This is a genomic window from Chryseobacterium piperi, from assembly GCF_002285635.2.
Taxonomy (GTDB): Bacteria; Bacteroidota; Bacteroidia; order Flavobacteriales; family Weeksellaceae; genus Chryseobacterium; species Chryseobacterium piperi.
Genome location: NZ_CP023049.2, coordinates 2948350 through 2973853 on the forward strand (window position 1 = coordinate 2948350; position 25504 = coordinate 2973853).

General features: G+C 34.9%; 22 protein-coding genes. 15 read left to right on the top strand and 7 right to left on the bottom strand.

From position 1 onward, the window contains the following. Window positions 1–7 precede the first annotated feature (7 nt). Window positions 8–1015, top strand: coding sequence for an aspartate-semialdehyde dehydrogenase (locus tag CJF12_RS12850; protein ID WP_034680534.1), 1008 nt, complete (start codon window positions 8–10; stop codon window positions 1013–1015). Between the two features lie 53 nt (window positions 1016–1068). Then, window positions 1069–2064 carry a cation diffusion facilitator family transporter gene (locus CJF12_RS12855; protein ID WP_034680536.1) on the top strand — a complete coding sequence of 332 codons (996 nt, stop codon included), beginning with the start codon at window positions 1069–1071 and terminating at the stop codon, window positions 2062–2064. Window positions 2065–2208: 144 nt separating this feature from the next. Here CJF12_RS12855 and CJF12_RS12860 read toward each other — a convergent pair whose 3' ends face one another. Together CJF12_RS12860 and xrtF are read right to left on the bottom strand one after the other, a co-directional pair. Next, on the bottom strand, window positions 2209–2649 hold the full coding sequence (locus CJF12_RS12860) for an exosortase F system-associated membrane protein (protein ID WP_034680538.1): 441 nt from the start codon (window positions 2647–2649) through the stop codon (window positions 2209–2211). After that, window positions 2636–3166 (bottom strand): exosortase family protein XrtF, encoded by a 531-nt coding sequence (gene xrtF / locus CJF12_RS12865; RefSeq protein ID WP_034680539.1) that lies wholly within the window; start codon window positions 3164–3166, stop codon window positions 2636–2638. Before xrtF ends, CJF12_RS12860 begins: the two co-directional genes overlap by 14 nt. Before the next feature lie 403 nt (window positions 3167–3569). Between xrtF and CJF12_RS12870 the strand changes: the two genes are divergently transcribed. From CJF12_RS12870 to CJF12_RS12900, 7 genes are all read left to right on the top strand, one after another. Then, a complete protein-coding gene (locus CJF12_RS12870) occupies window positions 3570–4589 on the top strand; it encodes an aminoglycoside phosphotransferase family protein (protein ID WP_034680540.1) in 1020 nt (339 codons plus the stop codon). A 149-nt stretch (window positions 4590–4738) separates the two neighbouring features. Further along, on the top strand, window positions 4739–5155 hold the full coding sequence (locus CJF12_RS12875) for a RapZ C-terminal domain-containing protein (RefSeq protein WP_034680541.1): 417 nt from the start codon (window positions 4739–4741) through the stop codon (window positions 5153–5155). 67 nt (window positions 5156–5222) lie between these two features. After that, window positions 5223–5936: a nucleotidyltransferase family protein gene (locus tag CJF12_RS12880; RefSeq protein ID WP_034680542.1), complete on the top strand. Its 714-nt coding sequence runs from the start codon at window positions 5223–5225 to the stop codon at window positions 5934–5936. A gap of 6 nt (window positions 5937–5942) precedes the next feature. After that, the gene (locus CJF12_RS12885) at window positions 5943–6695 is read left to right on the top strand and encodes an LOG family protein (protein WP_394336990.1); all 753 of its coding nucleotides are present in this window, start codon (window positions 5943–5945) and stop codon (window positions 6693–6695) included. Window positions 6696–6753: 58 nt separating this feature from the next. Then, a complete protein-coding gene (locus CJF12_RS12890) occupies window positions 6754–7224 on the top strand; it encodes a DUF6702 family protein (RefSeq protein WP_228379025.1) in 471 nt (156 codons plus the stop codon). Between the two features lie 131 nt (window positions 7225–7355). Beyond that, on the top strand, window positions 7356–7697 hold the full coding sequence (locus CJF12_RS12895; protein ID WP_034680546.1) for a hypothetical protein: 342 nt from the start codon (window positions 7356–7358) through the stop codon (window positions 7695–7697). 47 nt (window positions 7698–7744) lie between these two features. Then, window positions 7745–10489: a T9SS type A sorting domain-containing protein gene (locus CJF12_RS12900; RefSeq protein ID WP_034680548.1), complete on the top strand. Its 2745-nt coding sequence runs from the start codon at window positions 7745–7747 to the stop codon at window positions 10487–10489. A gap of 340 nt (window positions 10490–10829) precedes the next feature. Here the strand turns inward: CJF12_RS12900 and CJF12_RS12905 are convergent, their stop codons facing one another. Together CJF12_RS12905 and CJF12_RS12910 are read right to left on the bottom strand one after the other, a co-directional pair. Beyond that, on the bottom strand, window positions 10830–12140 hold the full coding sequence (locus CJF12_RS12905; RefSeq protein WP_051887137.1) for a DUF5689 domain-containing protein: 1311 nt from the start codon (window positions 12138–12140) through the stop codon (window positions 10830–10832). Window positions 12141–12165: 25 nt separating this feature from the next. Next, window positions 12166–15030, bottom strand: coding sequence for a TonB-dependent receptor (locus CJF12_RS12910; RefSeq protein ID WP_034680551.1), 2865 nt, complete (start codon window positions 15028–15030; stop codon window positions 12166–12168). Window positions 15031–15209: 179 nt separating this feature from the next. Between CJF12_RS12910 and CJF12_RS12915 the strand changes: the two genes are divergently transcribed. Together CJF12_RS12915 and CJF12_RS12920 are read left to right on the top strand one after the other, a co-directional pair. Continuing rightward, a complete protein-coding gene (locus tag CJF12_RS12915) occupies window positions 15210–16397 on the top strand; it encodes an endonuclease/exonuclease/phosphatase family protein (protein WP_034680552.1) in 1188 nt (395 codons plus the stop codon). A 46-nt stretch (window positions 16398–16443) separates the two neighbouring features. After that, entirely contained in the window at window positions 16444–16866 is a 423-nt protein-coding gene (locus tag CJF12_RS12920) for a DUF6146 family protein (RefSeq protein ID WP_034680554.1), read from the top strand. Window positions 16867–16918: 52 nt separating this feature from the next. On the opposite strand, the gene CJF12_RS12925 is transcribed toward CJF12_RS12920, so the two are convergent. Together CJF12_RS12925 and rho are read right to left on the bottom strand one after the other, a co-directional pair. Further along, window positions 16919–17515, bottom strand: coding sequence for a superoxide dismutase (locus CJF12_RS12925; RefSeq protein ID WP_034680557.1), 597 nt, complete (start codon window positions 17513–17515; stop codon window positions 16919–16921). Window positions 17516–17702: 187 nt separating this feature from the next. Beyond that, window positions 17703–19511: a transcription termination factor Rho gene (gene rho, locus CJF12_RS12930; RefSeq protein ID WP_034680560.1), complete on the bottom strand. Its 1809-nt coding sequence runs from the start codon at window positions 19509–19511 to the stop codon at window positions 17703–17705. A gap of 143 nt (window positions 19512–19654) precedes the next feature. On the opposite strand from rho, the gene CJF12_RS12935 reads away from it, so the two are divergent. From CJF12_RS12935 to CJF12_RS12950, 4 genes are all read left to right on the top strand, one after another. Continuing rightward, entirely contained in the window at window positions 19655–20044 is a 390-nt protein-coding gene (locus CJF12_RS12935; protein WP_034680563.1) for a DUF4293 family protein, read from the top strand. A gap of 181 nt (window positions 20045–20225) precedes the next feature. Beyond that, a complete protein-coding gene (locus CJF12_RS12940; protein ID WP_034680566.1) occupies window positions 20226–21149 on the top strand; it encodes a M28 family peptidase in 924 nt (307 codons plus the stop codon). A gap of 53 nt (window positions 21150–21202) precedes the next feature. Beyond that, entirely contained in the window at window positions 21203–23041 is a 1839-nt protein-coding gene (locus CJF12_RS12945) for an ABC transporter ATP-binding protein (RefSeq protein ID WP_034680568.1), read from the top strand. A 23-nt stretch (window positions 23042–23064) separates the two neighbouring features. Continuing rightward, window positions 23065–23415, top strand: a complete 351-nt coding sequence (locus CJF12_RS12950) for a DUF1801 domain-containing protein (protein ID WP_034680570.1) — start codon at window positions 23065–23067, stop codon at window positions 23413–23415. Between the two features lie 254 nt (window positions 23416–23669). Here the strand turns inward: CJF12_RS12950 and CJF12_RS12955 are convergent, their stop codons facing one another. Then, a complete protein-coding gene (locus tag CJF12_RS12955) occupies window positions 23670–25472 on the bottom strand; it encodes a hypothetical protein (protein WP_131329466.1) in 1803 nt (600 codons plus the stop codon). Window positions 25473–25504: the final 32 nt, after the last annotated feature.

The window sequence follows — 25504 nt, forward strand, 5'->3', positions numbered from 1 at the left end:
CATTAAGATGAAAGTAGCTGTAGTAGGTTCAACAGGAATGGTTGGACAAGTTATGCTTAAAGTATTGGAGGAGAGAAACTTTCCTATAACCGAGTTAATTCCGGTAGCTTCGGAAAAATCTGTAGGTAAGAAGGTGAAGTATAAACAGGAAGAATATACGATTGTAAGCATGAATGACGCTATAGCTGCCAAACCTGATATTGCTATTTTTTCAGCAGGAGGTTCTACCTCTCTGGAATTTGCACCTCAATTTGCAGAGGCAGGAATTACAGTAATCGACAATTCTTCAGCATGGAGAATGGATCCTACTAAAAAACTAGTAGTGCCGGAAATCAATGCTAATGTATTAACAGCAGAAGATAAGATTATTGCTAATCCTAACTGTTCAACAATTCAACTGGTCATGGTTCTAGGCCCACTTAACAAAAAATACGATCTGAAAAGAGTCGTTATTTCTACTTACCAGTCTGTAACAGGAACCGGAAAGGCAGCAGTTGATCAGTTAAATTCTGAAATTGAAAGTGCCGTAAATAAAGAAGATAATAACGTAGCAAAAGTATACCCTTATCAAATCTTTAAAAATGCATTACCTCATTGTGATGTATTCAGTGATGATGATTATACCAAAGAAGAGATTAAATTAATGAAGGAGCCTAAAAAAATCTTAGGCGATGATACCTTTAATTTAACAGCAACTGCGGTAAGAGTACCTGTTCAGGGAGGACATTCTGAAAGTGTAAATATTGAATTTGAAAATGAATTTGATCTTGATGAAGTAAGAAAGATTTTATCAGAAACTCCCGGAGTAGTTGTTATTGATGATGTAAAAAACAATCAATATCCGATGCCACTCGATTCTGAAGGAAAAGACGAAGTCTTTGTCGGGCGAATAAGGCGAGACCTCTCTCAGCCAAAAACACTCAATCTCTGGATTGTGGCTGACAATCTGCGAAAAGGAGCTGCTACCAACGCAGTACAAATTGCAGAATACCTTGTAGCAAACAACTTAGTATAAACTAACAAAATAAAAAAGAGTCTCAAAATTGAGATTCTTTTTTTTATCAAACTATGAAGATTCAAAATACAAATAAAGATAAGATAGGATTTCAAAGGTGGATTGCAGCTTTTGGGATCATCCTGTTTATTGGAAAAATAATAGCCTGGAAACTGACCAATTCGGATGCGGTTTTTTCTGATGCTATGGAGAGTATTGTTAATGTAATTAGCGCATTTATGGGGCTCTATTCTTTGCATCTGGCTGCCAAACCTAAGGATGAAGACCATCCTTACGGGCACGGAAAAGTAGAATTCGTAACCTCCGGGATAGAAGGAGCTTTAATTGCTATTGCCGGAATCATGATTATTTATGAAGGGGTTCATAGTTTAATTGTCGGCAAAACTCTTGATAAATTAGATTGGGGAATTGCTATTATCGCTGCAACAGCAGTGGTTAATTATTTGTTAGGATACATTTCTATTAAAAGAGGAAAAGCAGAGAGTTCTCTGGTTCTTATCTCCTCTGGAAAACATCTGCAGTCTGATACCATTACAACACTTGGTGTTGTAATGAGTTTAATCGTAGTATATTTTACCAAAATTTATTGGCTAGACTCTGTCGTTGCTCTTATTTTTGGGGCGTATATCATTTTTGTAGGATACAAAATTGTTCGAAAATCATTAAGCGGTATTATGGACGAGCAGGATCCTGAAATTTTAAATCATATCGTTCAGATCCTTGAGAGTAACAGAAAAACAGAATGGATAGATGTCCACAATATGAAAATTCAACAGTTTGGGTCCTCACTTCATATTGATGCTCACATTACGCTTCCCTGGTATTACAGCCTACGTGAAGCCCATAAAGAAATGGAAAATGTCATTCTTCTTTTAGCTAAAAATGTGAAGCGTAATATAGAATTCAACTTTCATATGGATGACTGCAGAACAGTTTCTTGTCCGGTTTGCCAGATTAAAGATTGCCCGGTTCGCGAAAGGGATTTCGTAAAAAGAGTGGAATGGACTCCTGAAAATGTCACCCTTGAAATTAAGCATACGGTGGAATAAAGGAGGGAATTTGTTCTGGAGGGGTTTTTAAGGGCGAAATCGCAGAATCGTGAAATCGCTGATTTGTAAAATTGTAAGTAACGGGTGTTTGTCATTTCGACGGCAGGAGAAATGTCCTGATATCTTATTATTCTTCTTTACATTTCAATTTATTCTATTCAGATCTGTATGCTTCCTATAGTAAAACAGTGGAATAATCAAAAGTAAAATCAACGGTTGAATAACGAATCTTCTCATATAAAAAGAAAAAAGATAGCCAATTTCAAACCTATCCCCAATACAATAAAGATAAATAGGGAAAGTGATCAGGAAAACAATAATGATTAATACCGCTCCCTGAATAGTCCAAAGCTTATTTTTAAATAAAAAATGAATAATAAGACAAGAAAAAAATAGATTTAAAATAAATCTGAACAAATGCCCAAGAATCAGTTTTCCCCATTCAAATGACGGAAAAGAAATACTCTTATCTGCTTCATGAAAGTAACCCAGGAATGGATCATAAAAAATCCGGTCTTCAAAAATCCGAACGCTTATGAGTCCAAAGATTCCGATAATAACTAAAAACCAATTAAGCATTTTCATTTTTCAAAGCAAAAAATTTAATCCAGATTAGCCAAAGTACCACTACTGTTCCGTAGATCACGGCAGGGAAAATAAAATCATGCGAAATCTTTTCATAGGATCTAAAATCACTTACGACTATATTCAGACCTACAATTCTCAAAACATTCATAATATAGAGTATAACCAAGCCCAAGAAGGCAAAAACAAAAGTCTTGGCACCTTTATAAAAGGCAAAAACAAATGATAGAAATAAAATCATCACTGAAATCGCATTACAGCCTTCTACCATTCGGGTTACATAGGTAGTTCTTACATAAAACCACACCTGCTCCTTAGGAATATCGTTATAAAGCTGGGTTGGATAATTAAATGAATTCTGGATATGCCTCACCTGTTCGGCAATCATCCGTGAAAAAGGATCCAGCCCCGTCGTTTTAAAAGCGTTAAGATATAGCTGATAGCCCAAAAGCAGCACCAGATAAATGGCGATGAATCTCAATAGAATACTTAAAACTGGCTTAAAATCCTTTAGCATAATACAAAGATAAAAATTAGACTGTAAAATAGACCGAAATCTGAATAAAGTTATAGCTCTTATGCTTTTAAAGGCAAAAATAGTGAAATCGCTAATTTGTAAAACTGTAAAATCAATGAAGCTTGTTATTTCGACAGGCTATAAATCTCAGAATCTAATATCTTAACATAGAATTTACGATTTGTCACGAATACATGAATCTTTTCTCTTTACATGGTGAAAAATGTAGAATCTGCATAATCTGCGAGAAAAACAAGAAAACAAATTTTGCATTATTTTTTATTTAATTTTTAAACATACTCCAGGATTTCTCTTCTCCAACGTCGCGATTATTTGCTTATTAAAATTAGAAATATCCACTATAAGCAAACTCAGCTTAATTTATTATATTTGTTTCCATATTATGACTTCTGAAAACGCACAACGATTTTTTGAAAAGTACACTGGTAAAAAATCTTCTGAGTTCGTCACTTTGGCTCAAAGCGGTTCCGCGAGGGTGAATTTTTGGGCAAAAACAGATAATAAAAAGTACATTATTACCTATAATGAAAATGTTCAGGAGAATGAAACTTTTATTTATTATTCAAAAATTTTCTCACAGCTAAACCTTAATACTCCTACGATCTATATTATTTCTGAAGACAGAAAATTATATGTCCAGGAATTTCTTGGAGAAAATACCCTTTCTGAAATCATCTCAAAAGAGGGGTTGTCTCAAAAGGTACAGACTTTGGTCAAGCAAACCCTGGAAAAGCTTTATCAACTACAGACTCAAACAAAAGATAAGATAGATTTTACAAAAACTTTTGAATATGAAAATTATGATGAACTTCCTGTGATTCATGATTTGTATTATTTCAAAAACTTTATAGCCGATGTCCTGGAGCTGGAATACCATAAAGGTACGCTCTTAAAAGAATTCAAAAAAATTGCAATACTCATTGAAAACCTTGAACCCAAAGGAATTATGATCCGGGATTTCCAGGCCAGAAACATTATGGTCAATGACAATAATCACGTTTCATTTATCGATTATCAATCGGCAATGAAAGGACCTCTGATCTATGATGTCATCTCTTTTCTATATCAGGCTAAAGCCAACTTTCCTGAGGATTTTAAAAATAACATGCTTGAATATTATATTCAACAATTTGACAATGAAGAAATTCAGAATCAACTAAAAGACTCGGTAAAGCCAATTCAAATGATGAGATTTATTCAGGTTTTGGGAGCTTATGGATTTAGAGGTCTGATTCAGAGAAAACAACATTTTATAGCAAGTATTGAAAGGGGGATAGAAAATATAACACAATTTGCTCAAAATTGGGAGAATATGAAAGATTACCCCGAGCTTAAAAATGTTATCCAGCAATTAGTCCTAGAGAAAACTACCTTAAAAATTAATGAAATTTTAAACCATTAAGAATCTTTTAAGAAGTTGTAAAGGCGAAATCGTGAAACCGTAAATTTGTTAAACTGTAAAATCAAAGAGTATTTGTCATTTCGACGAAGGAGAAATCTCTTAATCAACTTAATACTTACTTAATAGTAAAAAAAACAATAAATATAAATATGCTACACATCGATATACACAGCTTTTCGTACAAAAAAGGAGGAATACCCAAGGATAACACCGGAAATGGAGGCGGATTTACATTTGATTGCAGAGGGATTCTTAATCCTGGAAGAGTCGAGGAATATAAAAGTCAAACCGGAAACGATATTGGTGTTCAGGAGTTTTTAGAAACTCAAACTGAAATGCCAAAATTTTTAGAACTGGTGGAAAACCTTGTGTCTATCAATATTGATAATTATCTGGCAAGAGGGTTCGAAAATCTTCAAATTAACTTCGGATGTACAGGAGGCCAACACAGATCTGTATATTCTGCTATAAAAATTGCTGAGTTTATTCGTGAAAAATATCCTGAAGGTATAGAAATCAACCTTCATCATGATGAACAGCACCACCTTAACATCAGTAATAAGTAATGGGTAATAAGTAGTTTTATACAACACGCATTACCCATTACTTATTATCCATTACTTATATTATTATATGAAAGCTTTAATTTTCGCAGCAGGAAAAGGAACACGCCTTAAACCTTTTACAGATCATCATCCTAAAGCGCTGGCTAAGGTAAACGAAGTTCCTTTATTGGAAAGAAATATCAAATACCTTAAAGGCTTTGGAATTAGAGATTTTGTAATTAATATTCACCATTTTGGGAATCAAATTGTTGAATTTCTTCAAAAAAACAACAATTTCGATTGCAATATTGAAATCTCTGATGAGACCAATGAGTTGCTGGAAACCGGGGGTGGTTTAATTTTTGCTAGAAGATTCCTTGATCATGGGGAAGATTTTTTAATCATGAATGCTGATATCCTAACCAATATAAATATTGATGATTTGGTTATATATCATAAAAAGATAAAAGATTTTGCTACATTAGCCGTATCAGATAGAGAAAGTTCAAGAAAATTGCTCTTTAATGATGATATGGTATTAAGAGGATGGCTGAATGTACAAACCGGAGAACAAAGGCTTGCTGAATTTAACAAAGGATTTAAGGCACTGGCTTTTAGTGGCGTACATTGCATCAACCCCAATATCTTTAATAAAATAAAAAGAACAGGTAAATTCTCAGTTATGGAAGAATATCTGGATCTTATGCAAACCGAACATATACACGGTTTTGTGCACGACAGTCTTTTGATAGACGTCGGGAGACCAGAGTCTATAATTGAAGCCGAAAAACATTTTAAATAATTTACAATGGACATGGAGGGAACCAGAGATGAAAGTTTAATCAATCCGGAATTTGATGTTAACGAAACAAAGCTACAGAATAGTTTAAGAGAAAAAACTTGGGATGAAATCGTCACCAAAGACAGCTGGATGATTTTTAAAGTTATGGCTGAATTTGTAGACGGCTATGAAAAATTAGCTAAAATAGGACCATGCGTATCCATTTTTGGTTCGGCAAGATTAAAGCCGGATACCAAATACTACGATATGGCCGTAGAAATTGCAGAAAAAATAACTAAAATAGGATTTGGGATTATTACGGGTGGTGGTCCCGGGATCATGGAAGCCGGAAATAAAGGAGCCTTCAATGCTGAGGGTAAATCTATTGGTTTAAATATAGACCTTCCTTTTGAACAGCATTTCAATCCTTATATCAATAAATCATATTCAATGAACTTTGATTACTTCTTCGTAAGAAAGGTAATGTTCGTTAAATACTCTCAGGGGTTCATCGTAATGCCTGGAGGATTTGGTACCCTGGATGAGCTTACCGAAGCCCTTACCTTAATCCAGACGAACAAAATAGGAAAATTCCCTATTGTTTTAGTAGGATCTGAATTCTGGAGTGGACTGCTCGATTGGTTTAAAGCAACTTTGCTAAAAGAAGGAATGATTGCTGAAGAAGATCTTGATCTTTACAGAGTGGTAGACACTGCGGATGAAGCCGTAGCCCACATTAAGGGATTTTATGACAAATATGCGGTGAACGTAAACTTTTAATTGGCATATTATTTGTGACCTATAACTAACAACTATGATTGTAAATCTATTAATTAAGATGAAAAAACTTTTATATATATCAGGAATTTTAACATTTTTTGTGTTAATGAGTTTTATGTATGTAGACTTTTTCTCTTCAATGACAAAAGTTGATTATATTGATGGAAGCAAAACATTGAAGTTCACCACAAAAATGAATACAAGTCATATTTCCGATGCTATAAAAATCAATCCCAATACGGCAGGATTTGAAGCTGAAGTAAAAAAATATGTAAATAATAATTTTGATGTGTACGTCAACGGCTCTCCTAAAACAATAACATTTACGGGAAGTCAGGTAAGCGGAGAAACTGTATGGGTATATTTTGAGACCGGAGGCGTTTCAGATATCAATACCTTAAAAATTAAGAATACAATACTTTTAAGCGCTTTTCCTAAGCAGATTAACCTGGTTAATATTGCTTACAAAGGAAGTCAGAAAACAATGAACTTCCAACGAGGGAAAGAAGTGAATGAAGTTTCTTTTTAAGAAATTAAATTTAAAAACAAAAGGCCATTTTTACGATTCGTAAAAATGGCCTTTTGCTTTTAAGCATCTATTTAGATAATGTTTTTTGTCAACAAATTATTTATAACTATTTTTGTTTTAAACATAAATTGATGAGAAAAATTCTATTTTTTCCACCTATTTTCCCCGTGACTTTATTTCCTGACCAATATGGTGCGGAGCCCTTATTTATTCTTAATGATCAAAACAAAACGGTTCCCCTTATTTCTGGGCTGCAAAATCAGATTCTAACGACTCTATCTAAACAAACTAGAGATTATAGTTTTGAATATATTCCTGATTCATACCTCATTAACTTAAATGAAATAAAACCCTTCAATAAAAATATTGATGGATTTGTCATATCAGATTATTCAAAACTTAAAGTTTTGCAAAGAAAAAGAAAGACGACAAAGCATTATAGAAAGATTATAAAATCTAAACAAATTATTTAAAAAAATTACATTCTTATAATTATTATTTAACTAAAAAACACACAAGTATGAAAAGTAAACTATTCTTTATGATACTGATTCTTTTTTCTCTAGGAGTCAGATCACAGAACCTCAATTTCCCGGATGCTAATTTTAAAGCAATTTTATTATCTTCCTCTTCAAGCAATGAAATAGCAAAGAATCTCAATGGGAGCTACTTTGCCATTGATGCAAATGGAGATGGAGAAATCAGTTTGTTAGAAGCTCAGAATGTCAAAGAACTTAAAATACAGCCCAAATATCACCAAACAGGAAATATTTTAGAAGTGGATTTAAATGAAAATGATCCAATTTTGAATTATGAAGGGATTAATAATTTCACAAATGCAACTTCCTTCTCAATAGAAAGAGTTAATGTTCCTACCCAGGAATTAAACATTTCAGGAATTAATACATTAAAAAATCTTTCTATTATTTTCCATTCTAGCGATCTTCATTCTGTCAACATAAACAACTGTCTCAATCTGGATACTTTAAAACTTTCCAGCGTTAGGCTTACCAATGGAAATATTCTTCGGCAAATCAAGAATCTCCAACTTGATTATATTCAGCTTAGCTATGAGTTTTCAGGAGACAGATTTCTCTTAACCGATATAGAAAATGCCACCCAATTAGAAAATTTAGAATTGACTTCATATCATTACAGTAGTTCTAGTCCTGATTTTTCATTAAATCTGAGCAATAAAAGTAATTTAAAATCAGTTCTAATTGATGGAATCGGATTCAACGATATCAATTTAAGCAGTTGCCCACAATTGCAATCCGTATCTATAAACCCTAAATTTTCAATGGCTTACAATCTATTACAAATAGGGACCTTAGATATCAGCAATTGTCCTCTTTTATCAACTGTGGATTTTGGAAATGATTATTCTGGTTCCGGCATCACCAATCTTATTGCAAATAATTGTATAAGCTTAAAAAAAATCAACACGCTCTCTAAATTTTTAAATACAATACAGGTTAACAATTGCCCGGTCCTGAATTCTATAGAACTTTATACCGCGTCTGATATACAGATGAGTAACATCCCAAATCTCAAGAAAATTTCGGTAGATCTCTTTACTGGAAATTCTTTTGATGCAAGTGTAGCAACTAACCTGGAATATTTGAAGCTAAATCATTCACTACCAACCCAACACTTGCATCAACAAAGTATTGGGAAATTAAAGAATATAAAAGTAAAAGATAATTTAGCATTAAAAAAGTTAAGTATCAACAACCAGCCAATACAAAATTTAGATGTTAGTGGTTTATCCAATCTACAAGATTTACAAATCGGGATTTATTATCAAAATCCTATTGAAGAATTAAACTTTTTTAAAGATTTTTTACATTATTTGAATGCCGAGAATTGCACTGCTCTTACTGATGTTAATATTTACAATCAGGTAGGATTAATTGATGCTAATTTTAAAAATGCATACTCATTAAAACGTCTGTCTTTAGACACCAGTCCTTATGTCTCTTCAACAAAACTACTAGAAAAACTCAATCTTGAAAACTGCTCTTCAATGGAAGAGTTGATCATATCTAATGCAAAGCTTAATGATCTTAACATCAAGAATTGTACTGCTTTAAAAACATTAGAAATAGATAACAATAATCTGGATCAGTTAGTTTTTGATAACAGCCCAAAGCTTGAAACGGTCTCTCTACAATCTAATAAATTCAGCACTTTGGATTTTAACAGCTTAACGAACCTTAAGACATTGAATTTTAAAGATAACTCTAATCTTCAATCACTTTATCTAAAGAATGGTTCTCATGAATTAATTGATTATTACAATGGATTCTCGGGCTTAAATAATCTTCAATATGTCTGTGCAGATGATTTTCAAGTGCAAGAATTAAAAAGTTTGGCTAATAGACAGGGAATTTCACCTAACATTAATTCTTATTGCGGAGAAAATATAGCCAATTTATCCACCGGAATAGATTCAAATAACAGTTTCATAAGCATTGATAGCGATGAAGACGACTGGAAGGGATATGATGCGAACGGAACAGAAATTACCCCAAAAGTAAGAGCCACTTATTCCGGTTGGGGAAGTGCAGATATAGGAACAGGAGTCAACAGTCGATGGATTACCCTTGATAAATTAGCCGGAAATTATACCTATAAAAGCAAAGAATTTATTATCCCAGACACCGCAACAGATGCTAAACTGAATTTAAGGTCGTTATCTTTTATAAGAAACTGGACCTATTTAGTGAAAATAAACCCGGACGGAACGGAAGCGGATACCGAAATTACAAGGACTTCATGGATGAGAGACGGAGCCAAAGGCTGGCTAAACAGCAGAAGCCCACTTGTAGAAAACTACACCCTATCTCCCGGAAAATATTACATCAAAGTAGTTGTATTTTCTAACAATAACTCGATAAGGAATGCAATAGATGTCAATGCAATTGTAACATGTTCTGAAGGGATTCTATATCCATCCAATAAAATAGCTCAAAAGAAATTAGCTTTAAATACACAGAAGGCTATTGAGGAAAATACTTCTTTAGATTCAAACTCAAAAGTAAATGTATATCCAAATCCTACAAAAGAGACAGTTAACATCAGTTCGGAAGATAATATCGAAGGCATTGAAATTTATGATTCCATGGGAAGGCTTATTCAAACCCAAAAGAATATCTCGACTTCCAAAGATTTAAAAATTGATATCAAAGGATCCAACGGAGCTTATATCTTGAAAATAAAAACAGCAAAAGGAATAATTCTAAAAAAGATTATTAAACAATAAAAACAAAAAAGGTATCTCACCACTCAACGATGTGGGTTAAAAATTGTTTAAACGAGAACATTTCTCGTATAGAAATACAGAAAATTTTCATAAAAAAAAGCCGTTTTCACGAGTTGTGAGACGGCCTTTTTCATTTAATCATTTCGAGCCTAAAACATATTTCAAAAGCGGAATAGAAGAATCTAACATTAAGACATTTATAAATAGTAATAAGTTGAGATTTCTCCTATTGTCGAAATGACAAACACCTTTTGATTTTACAGTTTAACAAATTTACGATTTCACGATTCTGCGATTTCACCATTTTGCTTTTAAAAAACATCCATTACCTCATCCCACATCAATTCCCTAACACCCTTATATTATCAATCTGCCATGTTGCAGCTGCTGACGTTGTAGACGTATACTTGAACGCTATTGAAATATTTTTATTGACATAAGCATCTAAGTTAATATCTCCTGAATTAGTCCATGTATTAAATGCTGAGGCATCTGGATCTAATATGGCTGATAAAGGCATCCAAACTGTGGTAGCTGGATCTCCAGTATAATTTTCAGTAACAAAGACTTCAAGAGGGTTTCCATCACGTCTTACATCCGTGTCAAATGATACTGTCGCAGAGCTTAATCCTTGTAAAGAAATAGGCTTTGAAATCAACCAATCTTCATTAGCATTATTGCCTCCGGCGAAACCATTCATCACGACACAGGGTTTAGGGTTTCCAAACTGCTGAATATTCCAAACCTGTGCTCCGGTTACATTTACAGTAAACCAATTATCCAGATTCCCTCCGTCAAACCCTTCAAAGAAAAATCTCTTTCCACCAAGCTTAACATCATTCAATCCTCTTATCAACATCTGCCAGGAGGAATTAAAACGACTCACTATAAATGTTAAGTCTCCCTTCCCTTCCGGAAGCAGTGTTGATCCGAATGCTGAAAAAGCAGAATTTCTCAATACACTGGTATTTCCACTGGCATCAACCATACTTCTGCTTGTATCCACGCCTGCTCCAGCAACATAATTAAGGTATGTCTTTCCCAACTCATCAACGGAAAACTGGACATTAGGAACCTTAACGAGCATATTTAAATATTGTGTATCCTGTGCAAGCTTAAAATTAGCCAATTCCAAAGGTTTTATATCAACAATATCTAATCCTGATCCATTACAAACTCCCGAAAGGTATCTGTTTAATAAAACTCCCGGAATTCTCCCGATAGGAAATGTTTTATCCACAGCACCAATCTTTACAACTCCTCTATCAACTCCCAGTCTGAGCCCTTTTGCATTTATCCTGATATGGGCTCCTACAGGAAAATCGGTATAGTTATTAGACCGGTCTACTTCAATTTGCAATCCTGCTGTAGGATTTTCCGGTTTATCTTGAAAGGAAATGGTCTTAAAGAAATTTCCATTTTCGTCCGAAGATACCACATAGCCATCAAAAATCTGATCCGTATCAATAGAGATATAACCGCTCTGTGGTGCCTGGGCTTTAAAATCAGCCATGGTCATGGTCGCTTCAGGGAATTTATTTGTACATTGAATGGGAGGAGTTTCCCAGTCGTCTTTTTGTACACAAGAGGCAATAACAACCACAACAAAGACTGCTATTATCCATAAACTAAAGTATTTTTTTATATTCATCGATGTCATTTTAAAGAGTTAGTAATTAAAATCTGAGTTGCAGATTAACAAAATAGGACCTTCCCTGGGTATACCAGTATCTTGGACCAAATAATGTGAATTCTCTGTCATTATCTTGTGCAAAGTCAGGAAATTTTGCATTTCTGGGCTGTTCAAAACCTGCTGTTATATACCTCTTATTATTCAGAATATTATTAACAGTAGCAGATAACAGAACATAATATTTGCCTATAGCCCAGGATTTCCCCCCATTAGCATTGATAAAAAATGATGAGGGTAGCTGATTAGGCGCTAGTACCCTTCTCAGTTCAGATTCCGTAAGGTTATGATAAGGCGTTGAGGAATTATTATTCTGAATAAACGATTGCGTTCTTACTAAGGCCGACGGATCTAAATAGTGATCATCAAAATAATTCCAATTGCCACCAAACCACCAATACTTAGGAGAATTATATCTAAACCCTAATGAATATGCTTGTTGTGGTGTTCCTCCCTGACGGTAACCTTTAATGTAGGTCTTTCCCAAATTCATATAAGAAAGTCCATTCGAGAAGACACCGGTTGCATCTGAAGCAAAATACGTAACCGGATTATTTTGATACGTAAATTGTCCATAGCTTATCAACCCCTGTAAAGATAAAGTAGGAAGAATTTTTACATCAATCCCAAGCTCTGCTCCCATATTTCTTTTTTTAACATCCGTCATGATCTGGGTAACAAATGCACTTTGTACTAATGTTTCATTTCCTTGTTCATCCGCATTATTCAGTTGGATACCATCAGCAAAAAAACGTTGTACTGTAGTTTCATTGCCTGTATCGACAAGATACCCTGTTACCCGCAGCTTTAAAAATGGAGAAGATATAATATAACTAACGTCATTGGCATTTATTACCATGTTTCTGATATTGGGAGCCACAGATCCATTAACCCTCGGATTTATGAAGAGATCTTCCAAAAAAGGAGATTGAGAATAATAAGCTCCGTTGTATACAAAAAAATGCCTTCCGTTAAGTTTATAAATAATTTTTCCCTTCAGTCCATAGTTCCAGAAATTATAATCATTGCTTCTTCCTTTAGAATCTTTATATAAATAATGATTAAATAATCCTTCTCGGCTGGAAGTGGAGTATCCCATCAATGCTGAAATAAATACATCGAACTTGCCTGTGGTCAGTTTCAATGACGGATTTACTTTTATTTCCTGTCTTCTAAAGATATAATCGTACGTCATTTTGTCTCCCACCCTTTTAATAACATCGTTCTCACCGTCATTAAATAAACCGGATTTTCCGGGTTGATTAGTCGCAGCAAAAGGATCCCTGTTCAAAACAAAATCAGCTCCTAAAAGATCATTGACTTCCCGGTATTGTTCTGAACGATAGTTTTGATAAGAGGCATTGAAAAGAAATTGGGTAGTATCATTAAAATTATGGGTAAAATGGGTGACTACATTAAAGATTTGATCATCCCTGACATCATTGACCAGATAGTATAAGGCTCGTTTCCCTGTTTGTCCATAATAAATCCCCGAAGGCTGCTGTCTGTTTCTTCTGTAAAGCTGATCCCAGTTTAGTTGAGTGATATTGGGATCTCCGGAAGTCCAGGCATTTCTAAAGCTCTGAAAAGCTTCCTGAGCAGTCGTCATGATGCCATCAGAACCTATAGGAATCGAAGCATCAGCATCCAAAGCTCCATAATAACTAGGCAAATTTCTATAATAGGTAGGAGAAGGATTTTGTACGTTCTGCCAATCCAGACGAGAGCCTTTATCTTTCCCAAATTGATACGATACTGAAGTCCAGAGACTGGATTTCTGATCAATCTTCCAAAAATCCTGAACTTGGAACATAGGCTGAAAACCTTTTCTTACTCTTTCGCTTCTTTGCTTTCCATCCTGATATCCCCAATAAGAATTATAATGCACCCCTCTGTAATCGTATACTTCCTGCGTACTTGGACTAGCGGTAGATCGTCTGTATGGAGCTCCTATAAAATTCAATGTCATGCTGTGTTTGTCACTGAATTTCTTCTCTATACCCAAATAGGCTCCATAAGCATCATAAAATGTTCCCTCCTGTATTCCTTCTTCTGCCCACCTTCTTGCTCCCATAAACGTAAAGGCCCAGCCCTTTTTATTCATTCCCGAGCTATACCGCAAAGAAGTTCTGTTTCGGTAATTTCTATTCGTTAAAGATTGCGTAAACTGAAACCCTTTTCTGTATTCGCTCGCTCTGGTATTTTTATAAATAACAGAACTGTTTCCTCCAAATGCATATTCTGAAGGTGAATGGTTGGTAGAGATTTCCGGATATCTGGTAATTTCATTAAGGCCACCCCAGTTTCCAAAATCTACATTTCCATTATTGGGTCTAATCATGGAAATTCCATTGAGCATAATTTCTCCTGACCTTCCGTCTATTCCTCTCGGTCTAAACCAATAAAACCCCAAATCAAATGCAGCAATTCTACTGAACACGTCCTGAGAAGACTGTAATAGTCCAACCGTGGAAGTTTGGTTATTATCGTCATCATTATCATCTCCGTCAATGATAGCTAATCCCTGGTCTGCAATAAATACACTGGAATAAAGTGTAATGATTCCTAAATCCTTTCTTTTTTCTTCGGCGCTGATATCAAACGCTACTACTTTGGTTTCGTAATTAGGTTTTGTAATCACAATCTGGTAATGACCCTGTTGTAAGTCTACAAACTGGAAGTATCCAATTTTATCGGCCATTACATTTTCATACCCTTTTAAATCTACTTCTACCCTTTCAATAGGCTTTCCATCAACATCTTTAAAATAAGCAAAAACGGTAGTTTGTGCTAAATAATAAGATGTAGGAAATAAAGTAGACCAAGAGATCAATAATAATTTTCTCATCATAAGCATCTGTGTTTTTAATCATTTGTTCTTAAGTTTTGTTTCTTTTAAAACTTAATGTATTATAAATTTAATAAAATTTTGGAATGCTATTTCATTTGAATGGGAATTATATGGCATAAAAAATTTGTTTATCTTTAAGAATAAAGAAGCACAAGTGAATCACCTTAAAACGTATAGGTATGAAAAAGAAATTATTTTTTATCAGCCTCTTTTTTTCAATGTTCATCTTTGCACAGCAAGGCAAATTGAGAAAAGTAGCTGCTATAGGTTTCTTAAATGTAGAAAACCTTTTTGATACAATCCGTTCAGCGGATTATATTGACGGAACAAAAGCCATCACCAACCCTTCATTCCACCGAAGCATTCCTATGGACTCCATCCAATTTCTGGAAGCTGAAAAATATAATGGCCCATGGAGCAATGAGCTATTAAAAGGAAAAAAAGTAATCCGATATCAAAGTGGATCCACTGAATTTACCCCACAAAGCCCTAAGAATTATAACACTAAAGTTTATAGAACCAAACTGGTGAATACCGCTAAAGTAATTTCCGAACTGGGATCACAATACACAAAGACAGCTCCCGTTGTTGTTGGATTGATCGAGGTTGAAAACAGACAGGTCATTGAAGACCTCATCAAAGAGCCCGTTCTGGCAAAATATGATTATGGAATCGTTCATTACAACTCTTACGATTACAGGGGAATTGATGTTGCTCTAATCTACCAGAAAAGAAGATTCACTGTAACCAATTCATTAAAAAAAGAACTGGTCATCTATCGTGAAAAAGGAAAAAGAGAATATACCCGAGACCTTTTGGTTGTTACCGGATTTCTGGACAATGAAAAAGTAGCTTTTTTTATGAACCACTGGCCTTCACGAAGAGGAGGTGAAGCTGTGTCCCTTCCGAAAAGAAATGCAGCGGCAGTGCTTTTAAAACAACAAATGGATAGTATAAGAACCACAGATCCTTCTACTAAACTTTTTGCGATGGGAGATTTTAATGATGATCCGGTAAGCGCAAGCTTAAAAAATCACTTAAAATCAGTGGGCAATCCTAAAGATTTAAGTGAGAATACTCCATATTTAAATCTGATGTATCCTTTGTACAAAAGGGGAATTGCATCTTTAGCTTATCAGGATGCTCCCAATTTATTTGATCAGATCATTGTTTCAAAAAATGTAATTTCAGATCAGGTAACCAAAGAATACTCTCTATACAAAACCGAAATCTACGCCCCTCCTTATCTGATTAATAAAGAAGGAAATTACAAAGGCTACCCTTTCCGTTCCTGGAATGGAGATCGGTTTACAGGTGGTTACAGTGATCATTTTCCAGCTTTTGTCGTTCTCCAAAGAGAACCGTAACATAGAGTCATCAAAATAGAGTATTTTTTTATGTAACTTTATAAGTATGAAAAATTTAATTCTCTTATTACTCTTATCCTGCATCCCTTTCAGTTGTTCCTCACAAACCCATCCAAAGAATGAGCAGGAAAAGTCGGAAATAAAGCCATTAAAAAATGATGATGGAGAGTGGGACCTCACTGTACTGGATACTCAGTATGATTATTTTTTGAATGCAGTCGCTAAACCCATGAATCAATATTCAGAATCTTTTTTAAAATCACGCAATGCCATTCTGGTCAATGAATGGAACTCTTATTTCAGCTCAGGAAAATACAGAAATGTTATTGAGTCATCTATAAGCTATGATCCCAGAGAAAATTACGGATTAAAATTTGAGTACAAGCTCTATCAGGTTTTCGCTTATGTCAACTGGAAATACGGACTGCGAATGAATGGTTTGAGTGGCAGCGATGTTACAAGGTATTAAATAAAAAAGGTTCAGAAATTTCTGAACCTTTTTTATTTTTATCGTTTTGAAATTATTTATTAAATAATTCTTCAACTTTATCCCAGTTTACTACATCAAAGAAAGCAGAAACATAATCAGGTCTTCTGTTCTGGTAGTTTAAGTAATATGCATGTTCCCAAACATCTAATCCTAAAACCGGAGTACCTTTTACATCAGCAACAGGCATTAAAGGGTTATCCTGGTTAGGAGTAGAAGAAACTGTTACAGATCCATCTGCATTTTTAACTAACCATGCCCATCCTGAACCGAACCTTGTTTTAGCAGCATCTGCAAAGTCAGTTTTGAATTTTTCAAAACCTCCATAGTTTTCGATAGCAGCTTTTACGTTTCCTACAGGCTCTTTGCTTCCTCCCGGAGTTAAAATTTGCCAGAATAGAGAGTGGTTAAAATGTCCTCCACCATTATTTCTTACTGCAGGCTTATCTGTTCCGATTTTGCAGATTTCTTCAATAGTTTTTCCAGCTAGGTCTGTGCCTTCAATCGCTTTATTTAAATTATCTATATAAGCTTGGTGATGCTTTGTATAGTGAATTTCCATTGTTTTCGCATCAATAATTGGCTCTAATGCATCATACGCATATCCTAGTTTTGGTAATTCAAATGACATAATTTTAATTTTTAATGTTATAATTCAAAGTTAGCCAATAAATGGGCTATTATCAAAAATAGCGTATTATTTTAATAAATCTTTAACATTGATAGATTAGATTCCCAAAAAGACCTTTTATAAAAAATAAGAAGCACAGATGTAGATCATCTGCACTTCTTACTTTAACAATATTAAATTAATCTATTTACTTATTCATAGACATCAGGAATTCCTCATTATTAAGAGTTCCTTTGATGTTTTTGTTGACAAATTCCATCGCCTCTACAGGATTCATTTCAGAAAGATACTTTCTAAAGATCCACATTCTCTGCGATGTAACTTCATCAAGAAGCAGATCATCTCTCCTTGTACTGGAAGATACCAGATCAATGGCAGGATAAATTCTTCTGTTAGCAATTTTTCTATCCAATTGAAGTTCCATGTTTCCGGTACCTTTGAATTCTTCAAAGATCACTTCATCCATTTTGGAACCTGTATCAATAAGAGCCGTAGCAATTATGGTTAAAGATCCTCCACCTTCAATTTTCCTTGCAGCACCAAAGAATCTTTTTGGTTTATGCAATGCATTGGCATCCACCCCTCCGGAAAGAACTTTTCCTGAAGCCGGTGTCACCGTGTTATATGCTCTTGCTAATCTTGTTATAGAATCTAGTAAGATCACCACATCATGACCGCATTCCACCATTCTCTGAGCCTTTGCTAATACAAGATTGGCAACTTTCACATGCTTTTCAGCAGCTTCATCAAATGTAGAGGCAATTACTTCTGCGTTTACACTTCTCTCCATATCGGTAACTTCCTCAGGACGCTCATCGATAAGAAGTACCATCATGTATACTTCAGGGTGATTTGCTGCAATAGAATTGGCAATATCTTTTAGCAACATTGTTTTACCTGTTTTAGGCTGTGCAACAATCATTGCTCTTTGTCCTTTTCCAATAGGGGCAAAAAGATCTACAATTCTTGTAGATAAAGTAGCATTATTACCTGTCAGATTGAATTTTTCCTCAGGGAAAAGTGGCGTTAAATATTCAAATGCCACACGATCTTTAATAAATGCAAGATCGCGTCCATTCACTTCTGTTGGTCTTAATAATGAAAAATATTTTTCACCTTCTTTTGGAAGTCTTACAATACCTCTTACTGTATCTCCTGTTTTCAGACCAAAGTTTCTGATCTGTGCAGTAGAAACATATACATCATCCGGAGACGAAATATAACTAAAGTCCGAAGAACGTAAAAATCCATAATTATCCGGTAGAATCTCCAGAACCCCTTCAATACTAACCATTCCATCAAAGTTAAATTCTTTTCTGGACTCATGGTGCTCTTCCTGCTTATCAGAATGTCTGTTTTGATTCTGATTTTGCTGGTTCTGATTTTGATTCTGGTTTTGATTTTTATGAGAGTTTCCACCGTTCTGTGGATGATTGTGATTTTTTTGAGGTCTCGCCTGGGATTGAGGGTTATTAGGCTTTTCTTCTGTAGGAGCAGATTCTTGAGACTCTGTATTTTTTGGCGTTTCCGCCTTTTCCTGAATAGGAGCTTCCGTATTGCTTGCGTTGGTGGTAACTCTTTTTCTTTTTTTCTTAGCTTGAGATGAAGCGGAATTCTCTTCTGTAGTCTGAGGCTTTACTTCCTCTTGTTTGGGTGCTTCAGAAACAATTTCTTTTTCTTCTGGCTTCTCCTCAGCTATTACTTGCGTTTCTGCAGGAGCCTTAGCCTCCACTTTAGGTTTTGCGGTCCTCTTTGGAGCCGCTTTTTTGACAGGAGCTTTAGGTTCTTTCTGCACGGTATCATCTTCAGTATTCATACTGACTTCTGTCGTGTTGAAATAATCTTTTGCAACTTTAGGGTTAGAAGCTTGAAAGTCAAGAATGGCAAAGATTTTATCATTTTCAGTGCTATTTCTTGCAACTTTAACGCCTAAATCTTTTAAGATTTTAGTCAATTCCGTTACGGATTTTGACCTTAACGTTTCAATGTTAAACATATTTATGTAAAAATGTAATTAATTGTGAGTAAGAAAAGTAAGTCCGGTGACTTTTGTTTTCAAGTACATTGTATAATGCAAATCTACACTTATTTTTGAATTGTGCAAAATTTATGTTATTTTTGCCTAGAATTTAATATTCAATGCTACAAAGAATACAGACTATATGGATTTTTCTGGCAGTTTTAGCTGCTGTTTTTCTCTTCATAACAGGAGAAGATGTTGATGTTTTCGGGAATATTCCTGTTTTAGATAGTGCATGTATTGTACTGGTTTTGGTTGGATTACTGAGTGTATTCAGCTTTAAAAACAGAAAAAGACAAATTTTGCTGAATACCATCAGCATCATTATAAACGCTTTGTTGATTGGTGTATTGGCTTACTGGCTACTCAACTTATCCGGAGGAATTCAATTTCCTGAGAAGGGTATTGAGCCACTTTTTCCATTGATCGCGATTATTTGTTTGTTTATTGCAAACACATATATCCGCAAAGATGAGAGGCTCGTAAAATCTGTAGACAGACTCCGATAACCTTACAATGATTTTTTTGAGTAAGAACAGCTTCTTTTAGGAGCTGTTTTTTATTTTATTTTGATATCAGTGCAAAGCATCTATTTCAGTACTATTCTTCTGTTTTTCAAAAATTCTTCCCCCTTGTGCAACATTTCCAATAAATCTGCGACCTATATTTGTATAAATAAATTTGGATTCAATGAAAAAAATAGCCTACCTCACCTTATCACTTTTCTCTATCATAACATTGGCACAGGAAGTTCCTGTAAGCAAAATCACCACTGTCCTTTCAACATTGGCTTCAGACGAAATGAAAGGCCGTGAAATAGGAACCCCTGAAAATGATCATGCAGCGAATTACATCGCGAAGCTTTTCAAAGAAAATAATTTGGAATACTGTACAGGAACCTCTTATCTCGTTCCTTTTGACTATAAAGGAAAAACCGCTTATAATGTATGTGGCATAAAAAAGGGAAAAACCGATAAGTACCTTGGGTTTTCAGGACATTTTGATCATATTGGTACAAGCAATAAAAGTGGGGATAACATTTACAATGGTGCTGATGACGATGCCAGCGGAATCACTACCCTTGTTGGTATTGCCGATTATTTTAAAAACAAAACTCCGGATTTCTCCATGGTATTTATAGCCTTTAATGGTGAAGAGAAAGGAATGCTTGGTTCAAGAGCTATTGCAAATGACAAAAACTTAGATCCTATATATAATAATCTGACCGCTCTTTTCAATTTTGAAATGGTAGCTACAGAATCGCAGTTCGGGAAAAATGCACTTTTCATGACCGGAGATGAGTTTTCTGACCTTGACGAATTATTGAATAAAAACGGAGCAAACGGACTAAAGATATATCCGGACCCTTACGCTTCACAGCAGCTGTTTTACAGATCAGACAACGTAAGTTTTGTAAAGAAGAAAATTATTGCTCATTCTTTGTCTACAGTTGATATGACTAAAGCAACACATTACCATAATGAAAGTGATGATGTATCGGTTGTTGATTTTAATAACCTGACCCAAATCATCAATAATTTCGGAAAAACTTTGGAAAAATTATCTCCTAAAAACTTTGCTCCGAAGTATAACGATAAAGTAAAACTGAATTAAGAACGTCTTATCTTTTAAAATTACGTAATTTTGCTATCCAATTTTTTCATTGAATGAACGAATATAAAAAAATACTCAAATTCGCACGCCCTCATCAGAAATACATTTATGGAAGTTTATTTTTCAACATTTTGTATTCTGTATTTCAGATAGCTTCCTTAGGAACTATTTTGCCGGTGTTGGGAATGCTTTTTGGCACTATAAAACCTGAAAAATATGAGTCTCCTCCTACGTATTCAGGAGACATTTTGGATCTTTTTTCATTTTTAAAAGAATATTCTAATTATTATGTTCAAAGCTTAGTAACAGATTATGGCCCGCTGAAAGTACTTGCATGGCTATGTATCGTGACTGCTTTTACATTTCTATTGAGAAATATATTCCGATATCTGGGTTCTTTCCTGTTAATTAATTATCGTGTAGGGGTTACCAAAGACCTTCGTGGAGCAATGTATCGAAAAATACTTTCTCTGCCCGTTTCATTTTTTACAGAAAGCAGAAAAGGTGATCTCATGTCCCGTATGTCCAATGACGTAGGTGAAGTTGAAGGCAACATATTAGGCAGCTTAGTCGAGCTTATTAACGCTCCGTTTATGCTTATCAGTACGCTCGTCACTCTGTTCTTCCTGAGTACTGAGATGACGCTTTTTTCTCTGTTGGTTTTACCTGTCATGGGAACAATGATTGCATTGATTGGAAAAAGTTTAAAAAAGGACTCTCATGAAGCTCAAAACGAAATGGGAACTATATTTTCCATCGTTGATGAAACACTTAAATCAACAAAAGTTATTAAGATTTTCAGCGCCGAAAAAATAATGGACAACCGTTTTATGCGGTCGATGAATAGATGGATATCCAGTTCAATAAGATTAGGTAGAAAAAAAGAACTGGCTTCTCCAATGAGCGAATTTTTGGGTTCCATCACCTTTCTTATTATAGCATGGTATGGTGGAAAACAAATTATTGTTGAGCAAAGTATATCTCCGGCTGACTTTCTTGTTTTCCTGGGTATTTTCTTCCAGATCTTACCTCCAATGAAAAGCTTGTCAGCGTCAATTTCTAATGTTCAAAAAGGAGAGGCTTCATTAAAAAGAGTATTGGAAATCCTCGATGCAGATATTAAAATCGACGAAGTCGCAGAACCGGTTTCAATATCAACCCTTCAGAATAACATCCATTTCAAAGACATTGGATTCTATTATGACAAAGACAATTTAATTCTTAAAAACTTCAACCTAACCATTCCGAAAGGAAAAACAGTTGCTTTGGTTGGGCAAAGTGGTAGTGGAAAAACAACAATTGCCAATCTTTTAGCGAGATTCTATGATGTTTCTGAAGGTGAAATTTTAATTGACAATACTGATATTAAGCATTTAAAACTTCAGGAATACAGAAAACTCTTAGGAATGGTAACCCAGGAATCTGTATTATTCAATGATTCGGTTTACAATAATATTTTAATGGGTAAACCTGACGCTACCAGAGAAGAAGTTATTGCTGCAGCTAAAATTGCCAACGCAGATACTTTCATCACTCAGCTTCCTAATGGTTACGATACCAATATCGGAGACGATGGTGGTAAATTATCCGGAGGGCAGAAGCAAAGAGTTTCTATCGCAAGAGCTGTTCTTAAAAACCCTCCTATTATGATTCTTGATGAAGCTACTTCGGCTTTAGATACCGAATCAGAAAAATTTGTTCAGGATGCTCTTGAAAAAATGATGGAAAACAGAACATCATTAGTCATTGCACACAGACTTTCTACCATACAAAAGGCCGACTGGATTGTGGTCATGGAGAAAGGTGATATCGTAGAACAAGGAAGCCACCACGACCTGATTGCCAAGAGAGGAGTTTACCACAAGCTGGTTGAACTTCAAAATTTTGATTAAATCTTTTTAAATTTCAATTTAAAATGAATCCTATACAAGAGTATTTCTACAGAATTGAAGAGCCTGATAGAAGTACTCTTTTGTTTTTAAGGAAAAAGATACTGGAATCTGATCAGGAAAACATTACGGAAACATTTAGCTTCGGACTCCCTTTTTTCAAATACAAAAAGAAAATGCTTTGCTATTTATATTATAGCAAAAAGCATAAAAAGCACTATGTCAGCTTTTATCATGGAGACCGGCTAAATCATCCGGAATTGATCCAGGAGGGTCGAAAGAAATTTAAGATCCTTTTAATCAATGAAGAAGAAGATTTACCTGTTCAGCTTATCCTCAATCTTATCACCGAGGTAAAGCAATTTATTAAAGCCTGATAATTACTTTCTGTTTTCGATCATCTTTGGTTGTATTTTTCATTGAGGAAAGCTATGAATCAAAATAGATCTCCAATACAATAACTTTATAGGAAACACAATCGTCTAAATATTCATAGAATCAAGATTAAGGCACTCCATAATCTTATTAAAAAAACGCAAAAACACCAATGTTATATCTCTATATCATTGGTGTTTTTTTAATATAATAGAATTTGTGTTTAAGGGGTTAGCTATATTAGCTATTGTTATATTTATTGAGTATTTATCCCATTAAATTCGGCTCTTTTGATTGCCCAGGCAAATGCATTAGCCGAAACAATAGAATTATATACATCCTGGCTTCTTGAAGAAGCCCCTCTTCCATACCCTGGTTTTATTACCGGAAAATTATTTCCATCCACCACAAAAGGACAAACGATACCAGATGAGCCTGCACAATTGGAGTTAAAGCCACCATCGCCAAACCAAATAAAATTGAATGTTCTATGTTTAAAAGCAGTTACTCTACCCGCTGTACCTCCCGGTGAAGCTTGCGATAAATCAGAGTCTGTAGAATACACATCAATATCTCCAGCCGGTAATCCAAGTGCAGCAGTTGTTGCTGATGCATCTTCCCCCCATGTCTTTCCTCTGGCATCGCCAAAAGGTCCATTGATCACTTCATCATTGAGAACAGGAAGCCTGTATAAAGCTCCAGCTGCGTTTACATTACTCGTAGTAATACTATTATCGTTAAATACATTTCTAAATAATCTTTGCATCCCTGCAGTCGCTTCATTGTATGCAAGGACAACGCCTCCTTTTACCAAATATTCAGCAATGACATCCGCAGCCTCTTCAGAAGTTGCCCATGAATATCCAATAACCATAATATCAACAGGTTCTGGCCCTAAAAGCCAGTTTTGTAAATTGGCAACACTAGGACCATTTCCCCCATTAATTCTTGTAAACCCTTCAGTTTTTACAATACTTGTGGCTGTAGTCCCGAAATTTGAGGCTGTTGTAATCATTCTTCCAGATGCGGCTGTACCACTAAAATTATAGCCGTACGCATTCTCTGACATTCCTATTGCTAATAATTTTTTAGCAGGTATAACCACAATAACATTAACATTACAAGTTGTTGCAACTCCTCCTTGGCTATTAGAAGTAATTGTTATTTTTTTTACAGATGTAGAAGTAGGAGATCCAACGCCTTGTAAAGTGATATTCTGGTTTCCTGTAGATGTAAATGTCCCCGAACCACTAAATGAAATCCCGTCTACAGTATTGGTGGTAATGGTATAACTTCCTAATGCACTCACATTCACAGGAAGTGTAATTGTGTTAGAAGAAGTAAGTGTCACTCCTACTTTATATACTCCGTTGGGAGTAGCACTACCGCAACTCATTGTATACACTCCGGCAGGGCTCAGTACACTAATAGTAACAGGCGGCGTACAATCTACTGCTAATCCATTTGCAGAAAGTTGTACTGTATCTGTTTGTATTACAGCCGGCACTCCTTGTCCCAGTACCTGAACAGTTTGAATCCCTGTATTCAAAAAAACACCGGTTCCATAAAAATTATAGCCATTAGTTGTTGTCCCTGTAATCGTATAATTCCCGACTTTAGTAACATTCACACTAATATTGAGATAGTTAGAATTTGTTAGCTCTTTTCCCTGGATATATGTTCCCATTGCTTTAGTATCCGAACAGTTTATTGTAAAGACAGATTTTCCCATTTGTCCACATACACTCTTCCATTCATCATCTGCCAAACTCCAGTAATTGTAACAATCTTCAGTCGTATTGTAAATCGTAAGGCCATCGTCATTTGCCTTATTAATGGAAATAGCATTCCTTTGCTCTTCTGTAAGGCGTGGGATAAGTATACCTTTGTTATTTTCACCAGAGACAACATCCAGGACAGAATTTGAGTTAGGAATAGTAGTATTAATCCCAACCGCTCCATTGGTGTTCTGCGAAGAAAGTCTTCCAAATGTCATCAATAAAAGTATAAGCAAAATTCCAATTCTTATTTGCTTTTGCTTAGGTTTTAGGTTCATCATTTTTTGTTTTTTTATTATTTATTATAGTTGTG